The organism is Streptococcus sp. FDAARGOS_520, assembly GCF_003812685.1.
Lineage (GTDB): Bacteria > Bacillota > Bacilli > Lactobacillales > Streptococcaceae > Streptococcus > Streptococcus agalactiae.
Genome location: NZ_CP033810.1, coordinates 19,219 through 32,031, shown reverse-complemented (window position 1 = coordinate 32,031; position 12,813 = coordinate 19,219). Strand labels below are relative to the sequence as shown.

11 protein-coding genes and 2 tRNA genes are annotated in these 12,813 nt (G+C 35.8%); 12 read left to right on the top strand and 1 reads right to left on the bottom strand.

Annotation, left to right across the window (positions count from 1 at the left end; genetic code table 11):
- The first annotated feature begins 75 nt into the window (after nt 1–75).
- The 5 genes from neuC to EGX96_RS00160 all read left to right on the top strand — a co-directional run bounded on the left by neuC (nt 76) and on the right by EGX96_RS00160 (nt 4,459).
- Entirely contained in the window at nt 76–1,230 is a 1,155-nt protein-coding gene (neuC, locus tag EGX96_RS00180; RefSeq protein WP_000717641.1) for a UDP-N-acetylglucosamine 2-epimerase, read from the top strand.
- Nucleotides 1,227–1,856, top strand: a complete 630-nt coding sequence (locus tag EGX96_RS00175) for an acetyltransferase (RefSeq protein WP_000727601.1) — start codon at nt 1,227–1,229, stop codon at nt 1,854–1,856. Before neuC ends, EGX96_RS00175 begins: the two co-directional genes overlap by 4 nt.
- 10 nt (nt 1,857–1,866) lie before the next feature.
- Complete coding sequence (neuA, locus tag EGX96_RS00170; protein WP_000802348.1) at nt 1,867–3,108, top strand: N-acylneuraminate cytidylyltransferase; 1,242 nt, start codon at nt 1,867–1,869, stop codon at nt 3,106–3,108.
- A gap of 113 nt (nt 3,109–3,221) precedes the next feature.
- Complete coding sequence (locus tag EGX96_RS00165) at nt 3,222–3,707, top strand: hypothetical protein (RefSeq protein WP_001209321.1); 486 nt, start codon at nt 3,222–3,224, stop codon at nt 3,705–3,707.
- 98 nt (nt 3,708–3,805) lie between these two features.
- Entirely contained in the window at nt 3,806–4,459 is a 654-nt protein-coding gene (locus EGX96_RS00160; protein ID WP_000682958.1) for a uracil-DNA glycosylase, read from the top strand.
- Between the two features lie 65 nt (nt 4,460–4,524).
- On the opposite strand, the gene plsY is transcribed toward EGX96_RS00160, so the two are convergent.
- Complete coding sequence (plsY, locus tag EGX96_RS00155) at nt 4,525–5,163, bottom strand: glycerol-3-phosphate 1-O-acyltransferase PlsY (protein WP_001877125.1); 639 nt, start codon at nt 5,161–5,163, stop codon at nt 4,525–4,527.
- 113 nt (nt 5,164–5,276) lie between these two features.
- Between plsY and parE the strand changes: the two genes are divergently transcribed.
- The 7 genes from parE (at nt 5,277) to rpsA (ending at nt 12,813) form a co-directional block, all read left to right on the top strand.
- A complete protein-coding gene (gene parE / locus EGX96_RS00150) occupies nt 5,277–7,226 on the top strand; it encodes a DNA topoisomerase IV subunit B (protein ID WP_001118432.1) in 1,950 nt (649 codons plus the stop codon).
- A gap of 133 nt (nt 7,227–7,359) precedes the next feature.
- On the top strand, nt 7,360–9,819 hold the full coding sequence (gene parC, locus EGX96_RS00145) for a DNA topoisomerase IV subunit A (RefSeq protein ID WP_000065529.1): 2,460 nt from the start codon (nt 7,360–7,362) through the stop codon (nt 9,817–9,819).
- Nucleotides 9,820–9,931: 112 nt separating this feature from the next.
- Nucleotides 9,932–10,954, top strand: a complete 1,023-nt coding sequence (locus EGX96_RS00140; RefSeq protein WP_000217780.1) for a branched-chain amino acid aminotransferase — start codon at nt 9,932–9,934, stop codon at nt 10,952–10,954.
- A gap of 82 nt (nt 10,955–11,036) precedes the next feature.
- Nucleotides 11,037–11,267: a DUF2969 domain-containing protein gene (locus EGX96_RS00135; protein WP_000037098.1), complete on the top strand. Its 231-nt coding sequence runs from the start codon at nt 11,037–11,039 to the stop codon at nt 11,265–11,267.
- Between the two features lie 60 nt (nt 11,268–11,327).
- Nucleotides 11,328–11,408, top strand: a tRNA-Tyr gene (locus tag EGX96_RS00130).
- 5 nt (nt 11,409–11,413) lie between these two features.
- Nucleotides 11,414–11,485: transfer RNA gene (locus EGX96_RS00125), tRNA-Gln, on the top strand.
- Between the two features lie 125 nt (nt 11,486–11,610).
- Complete coding sequence (rpsA, locus tag EGX96_RS00120; RefSeq protein ID WP_001001614.1) at nt 11,611–12,813, top strand: 30S ribosomal protein S1; 1,203 nt, start codon at nt 11,611–11,613, stop codon at nt 12,811–12,813.

Genomic DNA, 12,813 nt, shown 5'->3' with positions numbered 1-12,813 from the left:
AACACCTAATTATAATCGGCAACAGATGTATTACACGGCTAAGATTATGTAATTACTATATATAGAAGGGATACGATGAAAAAAATTTGTTTAGTAACCGGATCGCGTGCTGAATACGGAATAATGAAGCCATTGATTCAAAGATTATCAAAAGATAAAGAAGTCAACTTACAAATTATTGCAACAGCAATGCATCTGGAAGAAAAATACGGCTATACTTATCGTCAAATTGAAGAAGACGGTTTTGATATTGCTTATAAAGTTCCCTTACATCTTTATGATACTGACAGAAGAACTGTATCTACTGCAATGGCGCATTTACAACTAGGATTGACCAAAATTTTTGACAAGGAAGACTATGATCTAGTCATCATTTTAGGGGATCGTTACGAAATGTTACCAGTTGTGAATGTAGCGTTGATTTATAATGTCCCAGTATGCCACCTTCATGGAGGGGAGACCTCATTAGGCAATTTTGATGAGTATATTCGCCATGCAATTACTAAGATGAGTCACCTACACTTAGTCTCTACAGAGGACTTTCGTCAACGTGTGATTCAGATGGGAGAACAACCTCAATTTGTAATTAACACAGGAGCTCTCGGAGTGGAAAATGCTCTATCAATCCCTTCTCTAACCAAAGAAGCAATAGAAAAGCAATTAGGTATTGTACTAGAGGAATCCTATTTTGTTGTTCTCTATCATCCTGTTACTTTTGAACAAGGAAAAAGTGCTGGAGAACAGATGAAAGCGGTACTATCAGCCCTTTCTAAATTTGGTGTCCAGTGTCTATTTATAGGATCCAATTCAGATACTGGTTCTGATGATATTGCAAAGGCTATCAATACTTATTTGATAAATCATGAAAATAGTTATTGCTTTGCTTCTTTATCAACCCAACTTTATCATTCCTTAATTCGTCATTCACTAGGACTGATTGGTAATTCGTCTTCTGGTTTAATAGAAGTTCCTTCTTTGATGAAACCTACTCTTAATATTGGTGATCGCCAAAAAGGTAGGCTACATGGAGAAAGTGTAGTAAGTGTACCAGTCGAAACCTCCTCTGTATTGGAGGGATTATCAAAATTGAATGAAGTGACCAACTTTGACAATCCCTACTACAAAGGGAATGCTTCATCTATTGCATATGAAGCAATAAAGCTTTATTTGAAAGATGAACCTTCAATTTCCCAACCATTTTATGATTTAAAGGAGAATAATCTAAAATGAAAAAAAAGTTGGCATTTTTAGGCGCAGGAAGTCATGCTGATGCGATTGCTCCGGTTATTGATCCTCTTGTGTATGATTTCGTAGGTTTTTTTGATGATAAAGATATTACGGAGCATGATGGTTATCCTGTTCTTGGAAAACTTTATGATGTGCTACCTTACCTTGAAGATGGCTCAATAGATGCAGTATTTATTACAATAGGTGATAATGCTAAAAGGAAAGAACTATTTGAATATGTAGCAAAGGATTATTATGACTTTATTATTAACATCATTAGTCCCAATGCTTTAGTATTGACACCAGATAGTATTTGTGGGCGTGGTATCTTTATTGGTTTTGGGGCTTTTATAGGTTCTAAAGTGAAGCTGTTTGATAACAACGTTGTTAATACAGGAGCGCTCATTGAACATCATACTGTTGTAGAATCACACTGTAATATAGCACCTAATGCTACCATAAATGGTCTTTGTTATATTAGAGAAGAAGTTTATGTAGGTAGTGCCAGTGTTATTATTCAAACCTTGGATATTTCATCGTGTACGACAATTGGCGCAGGAGCTGTTGTTGTAAAAGATATTATAGAACCTGGAACCTATGTAGGGGTTCCAGCCAAAAAAATAAAATAAAGGATATGTTATGAAGCCAATTTGTATTATTCCTGCGCGATCAGGGTCAAAAGGATTACCAGATAAGAATATGTTATTCCTAGCAGGTAAACCCATGATTTTCCATACTATAGATGCTGCAATTGAATCTGGAATGTTTGATAAGAAAGATATTTTTGTTAGTACAGATTCAGAATTGTACAGAGAGATTTGTTTAGAACGCGGTATTTCAGTGGTGATGAGAAAACCGGAACTTTCAACTGATCAGGCAACTTCGTATGATATGTTAAAAGATTTTTTATCTGACTATGAAGATAATCAGGAGTTTGTGTTACTTCAAGTAACCTCTCCACTAAGAAAATCATGGCATATAAAGGAAGCAATGGAGTATTATTCTTCACATGATGTTGACAATGTTGTAAGTTTTTCTGAAGTTGAGAAACACCCTGGTCTGTTTACGACATTGTCTGATAAAGGCTATGCTATAGATATGGTGGGAGCAGATAAAGGTTATCGTCGCCAAGATTTACAACCTTTATACTATCCGAACGGTGCTATTTTTATTTCTAATAAAGAAACTTACTTAAGGGAAAAAAGCTTTTTCACCTCTAGGACATATGCTTATCAAATGGCAAAGGAATTTTCATTAGATGTTGATACGAGAGATGATTTTATCCACGTCATCGGTCACCTCTTTTTCGATTATGCCATTAGGGAAAAAGAGAATAAAGTTTTTTATAAAGAAGGCTATAGTCGTTTGTTCAATAGAGAAGCTTCAAAGATAATTTTAGGTGATTCAAAAACGATATCTATCTCACTAGAAAATTACCATAATTATTCCCAAGGTGGTGTAACATTAGCAACGATGTTGGAAAACTTACCTAACTTTTTGACAGCTAATGTAACAGAGGCTTTTGTTTCTATAGGGGTAAATGATCTCATTACAGGTTATAGTGTGGAAGAAATATTCAGCAATTTCCAAAAACTCTACTCATTATTAGCTGAGAATAAAATAAAGATGAGATTGACAACTATTGCTTACACCCTTTTTAGAGAAACTGTCAATAATGCAGATATTGAGAAAATCAATCAATGGCTAACAGAATTTTGTTATCAAAATCAGATTCCACTGTTAGATATTAATAGATTTTTATCAAAGGATGGTAATCTAAATTATCATTTAACTAGTGATGGATTGCATTTTACTCAAGAGGCTAATGATTTGTTACAAAGTCAATATCAATTATTTGTAGACGAAGTTAAAACCTTATAATATTTATTTTATAAAATTATTCATCTTATTTTTGCGATTTCAATAGTGATATGGTATATTTAAAGTAAGCTACGTATAGTTTTACCAGTCAGAAATAGTAAGGATGGTTGAGTATGAGAGAAACTGAAACACACGATCACCAAGCGCTAATTCAAAAATTGTTAGTCAGCATTCATTATTTAACCTTGTTTCGTGATGAAATTATATTAGTAGAAAAAACCCCATCTTTACTGGGGAAACATTTTTCTATTGCTATTGTACAGAATGAACTAGGTGAGATACTTTCTAAAATAGAAGCTTTGAGTAAGCAAAAAAAACTGATTCGTTCTATTTATTGGTATGATGAATCATCATTTAAAGTCATGAATAAGGCTCTGGCTATTGTAGAAGAATGGATTAAGGGCTTAGATAATCTTTTAGAATTCTGTCAATCACAGACGGTTTTTCAAGCAATTTTAGGTGATGAACGTGCACATGTATTTGGAATCCTTATTGATGTTTATACTTCTTTAAACATTATAAATACTTCTTTGAAAGAAGAAAATTCTAGACCAGTGTCCTTATCTGATTTGGCTCTAGGTCTTAAGGACGAAGATTAATAAAAAAACGTTACTGCTTTGAATGAATAAAGCAGTAACGTTTTTTATAAAATATTGCTATACTAGTAATACAGATATCTAAAAGTAAGGAGTTATAAATGAAACATTCTAGTTGGCATGATTTAATAAAAAGAGAACTACCCAATCATTACTACAATAAAATTAATACATTTATGGATGCAGTTTACGAAAGCGGAATCGTTTATCCTCCAAGAGGTAAGGTGTTCAATGCCATACAGATAACACCACTAGAAAACGTAAAAGTAGTTATTATTGGCCAAGATCCTTATCATGGCCCTCAACAAGCTCAAGGACTCTCATTTTCTGTTCCAGACAATTTACCAGCTCCTCCTTCACTTCAAAATATTCTAAAAGAATTAGCAGAAGATATCGGGTCACGTTCACATCATGACTTAACATCATGGGCGCAACAAGGAGTGCTGCTATTGAATGCTTGTTTAACAGTTCCAGAACACCAAGCTAATGGTCATGCTGGGCTTATATGGGAACCTTTTACTGATGCTGTCATCAAAGTGGTTAACCAAAAGGAAACACCAGTAGTCTTTATTCTGTGGGGTGGCTATGCTCGAAAGAAAAAGTCGCTAATTGATAATCCTATTCATCATATTATTGAGAGTCCTCATCCGAGTCCCCTATCTGCTTATCGTGGCTTCTTTGGTAGCAGACCTTTTTCTAGAACAAATCATTTCTTAGAAGAAGAAGGAATAAATGAGATTGATTGGTTAAATTAGAAGGGAAATCTACTCTCGAAACATTGTTAGTCTTATAATAAAAAACCGCTACTAGCGGTTTTTTATTATTTATTTCTTTGTTTACTTAGGTTTAAGCCAAACGGAACCAAATTTTCTTGCCTTTTTCGAATACGTTTGATATTATCCTGATGTCGGATAATAATCGTGAGGGCCATTAAGATAACCACAGTGGTAAATATCCAGTCGTAGTCCGTTAATATAAAACCTACTAATGGAAAAATTAAGACACTCAGGATACCTACGACAGCTACTGTAATACTGGATAGCGAAATCATGCTAAAAAGATAAAGCGTTAATAAAAAGATAACTAATAAGTAAAGGAAAAAAGAAGGTGCAAATCCTAGCAAAACCCCAGCGCTTGTAGCAACGGCTTTCCCACCTTTGAATTGTGCAAAAATAGGGAAAGTGTGACCTATAATAGCAAAAAAACCGATAAAAAATGGAGATACTGTCGTTACACCTAACATGATAGGAATAAGTGTTGCTAGAGTCCCTTTTAAAATGTCAATAGTCAAAGTGACAATGCCAGCTTTTACACCTAAAATACGGAAGGTATTCGTGGTGCCAGTATTACCACTACCGTGTTGACGAAGATTGACTTGGTAAAAATATTTACCAATCCAAAGTCCAGTTTGGATAGAGCCTAACAGATAGGCAATGATAATCATAATTATAATACTCATACCCTTATTATAACATAAGCATAAAAGTCTTTTTGCTATTTTTAAAAAAATAATTTTGCAAAAACAGCAAAAAACTTGTAATATAAAAAAGATGAAAAAATTTGGAGGTCACTTTGGCTAAACAAGATATAACAGTGACGAATTATGGCGACGATGCTATTCAAGTCTTAGAAGGATTAGATGCTGTTCGTAAGCGTCCAGGGATGTATATAGGTTCCACAGATGGAACTGGTTTACATCATTTAGTGTGGGAAATTGTAGATAATGCAGTTGATGAAGCTCTATCAGGTTTTGGAAATCGCATTGATGTTATTATTAACAAAGATGGGAGTATAACTGTTACAGACCATGGACGCGGTATGCCAACTGGAATGCATGCTATGGGAAAACCTACTGTTGAAGTCATCTTCACGGTGCTTCATGCAGGTGGAAAATTTGGACAAGGTGGTTATAAAACATCAGGTGGTCTCCATGGTGTTGGATCATCTGTAGTTAATGCTTTGTCTTCTTGGTTAGAAGTTGAAATCATTCGCGACGGAGCTATTTACAGACAACGTTTTGAAAATGGTGGTAAGCCCGTTACAACCCTGAAAAAAATCGGCACGGCACCAAAATCAAAATCTGGGACATCTGTCAGCTTTATGCCAGATCAGTCAGTATTTTCAACGATAGATTTTAAGTTTAATACAATTGCAGAGCGCTTAAAGGAATCTGCCTTTCTCTTAAAAAATGTTACTTTAACCTTAACAGATAATCGTTCAGAAGAAGCAGAGCATCTAGAATTTCATTATGAAAACGGTGTTCAAGATTTTGTAGAGTATTTAAATGAAGATAAAGAAACGTTGACACCAATCATGTTTTTCGAAGGTGAAGAACAAGAATTTCATATCGAAGTTGCTTTGCAGTATAATGATGGTTTTTCAGATAATATTCTTTCTTTTGTCAATAATGTTCGTACTAAAGATGGTGGAACACATGAAACTGGCTTGAAATCAGCTATTACAAAGTCTATGAATGACTATGCACGTAAAACAGGACTTCTTAAAGAAAAAGATAAAAACCTTGAAGGTTCTGATTATCGTGAGGGGCTATCAGCCATTTTATCTATTCTTGTACCTGAGGAGCACTTGCAATTTGAAGGCCAAACTAAAGATAAACTAGGAAGTCCCTTAGCACGACCAATTGTTGATGGTATTGTTTCTGAAAAGTTAACTTACTTTCTTATGGAAAATGGAGATTTAGCATCTAATTTAATCCGTAAGGCAATAAAAGCACGTGATGCGCGTGAAGCTGCACGTAAAGCTCGTGATGAAAGTAGAAATGGGAAAAAGTCGAAAAAAGATAAAGGTCTACTTTCTGGAAAATTAACCCCTGCACAATCAAAAAATGCTAAGAAAAATGAACTCTATTTAGTCGAAGGAGACTCTGCAGGTGGCTCTGCTAAGCAAGGTCGTGATAGAAAGTTTCAAGCTATTTTACCGTTGCGAGGAAAAGTATTGAATACAGCTAAGGCAAAGATGGCTGATATTATAAAAAACGAAGAAATTAATACAATGATCCATACCATTGGTGCAGGTGTTGGTCCTGATTTTAATATTGACGATATTAATTATGATAAAGTTATCATTATGACCGATGCTGATACTGACGGAGCTCATATTCAGACACTATTATTAACTTTCTTTTATCGCTATATGAGACCTCTTGTTGAAGAGGGACATGTCTATATTGCTTTGCCACCTTTGTATAAAATGTCAAAAGGAAAAGGTAAGAAAGAAATTGTTGAGTATGCTTGGACGGATATAGAGTTAGAAGAATTACGACAAAAATTTGGTAAAGGCTCACTATTACAACGATATAAAGGGCTTGGGGAAATGAATGCCGATCAATTGTGGGAAACCACTATGAACCCTGAGACAAGGACATTAATTCGTGTAACAATTGAAGATTTAGCAAGAGCAGAACGTCGAGTTAATGTCTTGATGGGTGATAAAGTTCCTCCAAGACGCCAATGGATTGAAGATAATGTCAAGTTTACTTTAGAAGAGAATACAGTATTTTAATAAAGAGTCTTGGTTATTCATGTTTTATAGTGTACAAGTAATATTGTATGCGTTAGACAAGAGAGCCAATCATTCATTTCAAATAAGTGGAAAAATAATACTAAGCCACTCCAACTAGGAGAAAATTAAAAATATGTCTAATATTCAAAATATGTCCCTTGAGGACATTATGGGAGAGCGTTTTGGGCGCTATTCTAAGTATATCATTCAAGAACGGGCGTTGCCGGATATTCGTGATGGCTTAAAACCTGTTCAACGTCGAATCCTTTATTCAATGAATAAAGATGGTAATACTTTTGAAAAGGGATTTCGCAAATCTGCAAAATCAGTCGGTAATGTTATGGGGAATTTCCATCCTCATGGGGATTCCTCTATCTATGACGCGATGGTTCGTATGTCTCAAGATTGGAAAAATCGTGAGACATTGATTGAAATGCACGGAAATAATGGTTCTATGGATGGAGATCCTGCGGCGGCTATGCGTTATACGGAAGCCCGTCTATCAGAAATTGCTGGTTATCTTCTTCAAGATATTGATAAGAATACCGTACCCTTTGCCTGGAATTTCGATGATACAGAGAAAGAACCAACTGTTTTACCAGCTGCCTTTCCCAATCTTTTAGTCAACGGAGCAACAGGAATATCTGCAGGCTATGCAACAGATATTCCACCACATAATTTAGCAGAAGTCATTGATGCTGTCGTGTACATGATTGATCACCCTAAAGCTAAATTAGATAAATTAATGGAATTTCTACCTGGTCCAGATTTTCCAACTGGCGCTATCATTCAAGGAAAAGATGAAATTCGTAAGGCATATGAGACTGGTAAGGGGAGAGTAGCGGTTCGCTCGCGAACTGCTATTGAAACCTTAAAAGGTGGTAAGAAACAAATTATTGTTACTGAAATTCCTTATGAAGTTAATAAGTCAGTTTTAGTAAAACGAATCGATGATGTTCGTGTTAATAATAAAGTTCCAGGAATAGCAGAGGTGCGTGATGAGTCTGATAGAGATGGTCTTCGTATCGCTATTGAGCTCAAAAAAGAAGCCGATGAAACAATTGTCTTAAATTATCTTTTTAAATATACAGACCTACAAGTGAATTATAATTTCAATATGGTTGCTATTGATGACTACACCCCTAAGCAGGTGGGTCTATCAAGAATATTAACTAGCTATATCGCTCACCGAAGAGAAATTATTATTGCTCGTTCAAAATTTGATAAAGAAAAAGCCGAAAAACGTCTCCATATTGTTGAGGGACTGATTAGGGTTCTTTCTATTTTGGATGAAGTGATTGCATTAATTCGTGCTTCTGAGAATAAAGCTGATGCGAAAGAGAATTTGAAGGTCAGCTATGAGTTTTCAGAAGCCCAAGCAGAGGCTATCGTCACATTGCAATTATATCGTCTCACAAATACTGATATTGTGACGTTGAGAGAAGAAGAAGAAGAACTTCGTCAACAAATCACAATGCTTAAGGCAATTATTAGTGATGAACGTACGATGTATAACGTAATGAAACGTGAGTTACGTGAGGTCAAAAAGAAATTTGCCAATACTAGACGTTCTGAACTTCAAGAATTAGCTGAAACTATTGAAATCGATACTGCAAGTTTAATTATCGAAGAGGACACATACGTCAGTGTTACTAGAGGCGGATATGTAAAACGCACCAGTCCTCGCTCTTTCAATGCATCAACTGTTGATGAACTTGGTAAGCGAGAAGATGACGAATTGATATTTGTGAGCAATGCAAAGACTACCCAACATTTATTGATGTTTACTAACCTTGGTAATCTTGCTTATCGTCCAGTTCATGAATTAGCTGATATTCGATGGAAAGACGTTGGTGAACATTTATCACAAAATCTTGTTAACTTTGCTTCAAATGAAGAAATTATTTATGCTGAATTAGTAGATGATTTTACTAAAGAAACTTATTTTGCTGTCACTAGATTAGGGCAAATAAAGCGTTTTGAACGTCAAGAAATCAGTCCATGGCGGACATATAAGTCAAAAACAGCTAAATATGCTAAGTTAAAAAATGTAGATGATTACGTTGTGACTGTTGCTCCTATCCAATTAGAGGATGTTATACTTGTCACTTATAATGGTTATGCGTTGAGATTTAGTATAAATGATGTACCAGTCGTTGGTAGTAAAGCCGCAGGTGTAAAAGCGATGAATTTAAAAGATAGTGATCACATCGTATCTGCATTTATAGCTAACACCACAAGTTTATATTTATTAACTCATAGAGGAAGTCTTAAACGAATGGCCATTGATGTTATCCCCACAACTAGTCGTGCTAATCGAGGACTTCAAGTTCTTCGTGAATTGAAATCCAAACCGCATCGCGTTTTTAAAGCAGGACCTGTATATTTAGAGGATTCATCTTTTGAATTTGATTTATTTAGTTCAGTATCGAATCATGAAGGAGATACTTTCGTACTTGAGATTATGTCTAAAACAGGAAAAGTTTACGATGTTGATTTAAGTCAATGGAGTTTTTCTGAACGTACAAGTAATGGCTCTTTTGTATCTGATAAGATTTCTGACGAAGAAGTATTCTCAGTTAAAATTAAGTAAAACACATTTGTGTTTTTACTAGTTTGGTAATTTTTCTGAATTTTACAAATAATATTGAAAAAATAATGATAATAGCGTACAATAGTTAGAAACCCAAAGAAAGAGGTACCTTATGACAGTAAATTTAGATTGGGATAATTTAGGTTTTGCTTACAGAAAATTACCATTCCGATACATTTCGCATTTTAAAGATGGGAAATGGGATGATGGCAAGTTGACAGATGATGCAACGCTACATATTTCAGAAAGTTCTCCTGCCCTCCACTATGGGCAACAAGCTTTTGAAGGATTGAAAGCTTATAGAACTAAAGATGGCTCTATTCAGTTATTTCGTCCAGATCAAAATGCAGAACGACTTCAAAGAACAGCAGATCGTCTTTTAATGCCACATGTTCCGACAGACAAATTTATTGCAGCGGTTAAATCTGTTGTACGCGCTAATGAGGAGTTTGTTCCACCGTATGGTACAGGGGCAACATTATACATTCGTCCCTTATTAATTGGTGTGGGAGATATTATTGGAGTTAAACCTGCTGAAGAATATATTTTTACGGTATTTGCAATGCCAGTAGGTAGTTATTTTAAAGGTGGTTTAACACCAACTAACTTTATTGTTTCCAAAGAATATGATAGAGCAGCACCGAATGGTACAGGAGCTGCAAAAGTTGGTGGTAACTATGCTGCTAGTCTTCTTCCTGGGAAATACGCTCATGAGAAACAATTTTCAGATGTTATCTATCTTGATCCAGCGACACATACTAAAATTGAAGAGGTTGGAGCAGCTAATTTCTTTGGAATTACTAAAGATAATCAGTTTATCACCCCTTTGAGTCCTTCAATTTTACCTTCAATTACTAAATATTCATTGCTTTACCTTGCTAAAGAAAGGTTTGGTATGGAAGCGATTGAAGGAGATGTCTTTGTCGACGAATTAGATAAATTCACAGAAGCTGGCGCATGTGGTACAGCCGCAGTTATTTCACCAATTGGAGGAATTCAAAACGGAGATGACTTCCATGTCTTCTACAGTGAGACAGAAGTTGGTCCAGCGACACGTAAACTATATGATGAGTTAGTAGGGATCCAGTTTGGTGATGTTGAAGCACCAGAAGGGTGGATTTATAAAGTAGATTAAGTCTATACTAAAAGCTTGCTCTTGCAAGCTTTTAGTATTTTGTGTACAATAAAAAACAATAAAAGAGATATTGGAGTTAATAGTGAGTAAAAAAGATAAGAAAATTGAAATTCAAATTTCAGACGCTCAAGTAACAGTTAATGGAACTAAGGTTGATGGATACCAACTCGTTATTGGAAAAAAAATTGTAGGTCAAATTGCAGAGCTAGATTCTAAATTTGCTGTGATTAAAGGTGAGCAAGTGAGTGGATTCTATAAAAATTTAGATCAAGCTATGGGAAATATTATTGAAGAATATAATCTTAATCGCTAATATTTATTTAAAAAGCTTGCGTGCTAACAACATCTGTGGTAGAATAGTCAGTGTTGTTACGGAAAGATAGCGAAGAGGCTAAACGCGGCGGACTGTAAATCCGCTCCTTCGGGTTCGGGGGTTCGAATCCCTCTCTTTCCATTATTTGGGGTATAGCCAAGCGGTAAGGCAAGGGACTTTGACTCCCTCATGCGTTGGTTCGAATCCAGCTACCCCAGTCAAAGGTATCAAACTTTTGTTTGACACCGTCAAAGAGATATTTGTTGTCCTTGCGGGTTACCTTGAGAAAATATATTGTTATCAAAAGCTAGCTCGGCTAGCTTTTGTTGGAGGATTTTTTAGAATGAATGAATTTGAAGATTTGCTAAACAGTGTTAGCGAAGTGAACCCTGGTGACGTTGTCACTGCGGAAGTTTTAACAGTTGATAACGGTCAAGCAAACGTTGTTATCGATGGTACTGGTGTTGAAGGTGTCTTGACACTTCGTGAATTGACTAACGATCGTGATGCTGATATCAATGATTTTGTTAAAGCTGGCGACACAGTTGAAGTACTTGTTCTTCGTCAAGTTGTAGGTAAAGATACTGATACAGTAACTTTCCTTGTATCTAAAAAACGCTTGGAAGCTCGTAAAGCATGGGACAAACTTGTTGGTCGTGAAGGTGAAGTTGTTACTGTTAAAGGTACACGTGCTGTTAAAGGCGGACTTTCAGTTGAATTTGAAGGACTTCGTGGTTTCATCCCAGCTTCAATGATTGATACTCGTTTTGTACGTAACACTGAAAAATTTGTTGGACAAGAATTTGATGCTAAAATCAAAGAAGTTGATGCAGCAGAAAATCGCTTCATCCTTTCACGTCGTGAAGTTGTTGAAGAATCTGCAGCTGCAGCACGTAAAGAAGTTTTCTCAAACATTGAAGTAGGTTCAGTTGTAACTGGTAAAGTTGCTCGTTTAACAAGCTTTGGTGCTTTCATTGACCTTGGTGGTGTTGATGGACTTGTACACGTAACTGAATTATCACATGAGCGCAATGTTTCACCTAAATCAGTTGTAACTGTTGGTGAAGAAGTTGAAGTTAAAGTACTTTCAATTGATGAAGAAGCTGGTCGTGTATCACTTTCACTTAAAGCAACTACACCTGGCCCATGGGATGGCGTTGAACAAAAACTTGCTGCTGGTGATGTTATTGAAGGTAAAGTAAAACGCTTGACTGACTTTGGTGCTTTTGTTGAAGTGTTACCTGGCATTGATGGACTCGTACACATTTCACAAATTTCACACAAACGTGTTGAAAATCCTAAAGACGTATTATCTGCAGGACAAGAAGTTACTGTTAAAGTTCTTGAAGTTAATTCAGATGCAGAACGTGTATCACTTTCAATGAAAGCTCTTGAAGAGCGTCCAGCGCAAGCAGAAGGTGAAAAAGAAGAAAAACGTCAATCACGTCCACGTCGTCCACGTCGTCAAGAAAAACGCGACTACGAGCTTCCAGAAACACAAACTGGATTCTCTATGGCTGACTTATTCGGTGATATTGAATTATAA

What these genes read in the sequence shown, in the direction of transcription:
- neuC (WP_000717641.1), top strand. Translation starts at nt 76, where the DNA reads ATGAAAAAAATTTGTTTAGTAACCGGATCGCGTGCTGAATACGGAATA.
- EGX96_RS00175 (WP_000727601.1), top strand. Translation starts at nt 1,227, where the DNA reads ATGAAAAAAAAGTTGGCATTTTTAGGCGCAGGAAGTCATGCTGATGCG.
- rpsA (WP_001001614.1), top strand. Translation starts at nt 11,611, where the DNA reads ATGAATGAATTTGAAGATTTGCTAAACAGTGTTAGCGAAGTGAACCCT.
- EGX96_RS00140 (WP_000217780.1), top strand. Translation starts at nt 9,932, where the DNA reads ATGACAGTAAATTTAGATTGGGATAATTTAGGTTTTGCTTACAGAAAA.
- EGX96_RS00165 (WP_001209321.1), top strand. Translation starts at nt 3,222, where the DNA reads ATGAGAGAAACTGAAACACACGATCACCAAGCGCTAATTCAAAAATTG.
- neuA (WP_000802348.1), top strand. Translation starts at nt 1,867, where the DNA reads ATGAAGCCAATTTGTATTATTCCTGCGCGATCAGGGTCAAAAGGATTA.
- EGX96_RS00160 (WP_000682958.1), top strand. Translation starts at nt 3,806, where the DNA reads ATGAAACATTCTAGTTGGCATGATTTAATAAAAAGAGAACTACCCAAT.
- parC (WP_000065529.1), top strand. Translation starts at nt 7,360, where the DNA reads ATGTCTAATATTCAAAATATGTCCCTTGAGGACATTATGGGAGAGCGT.
- plsY (WP_001877125.1), bottom strand. Translation starts at nt 5,163, where the DNA reads ATGAGTATTATAATTATGATTATCATTGCCTATCTGTTAGGCTCTATC.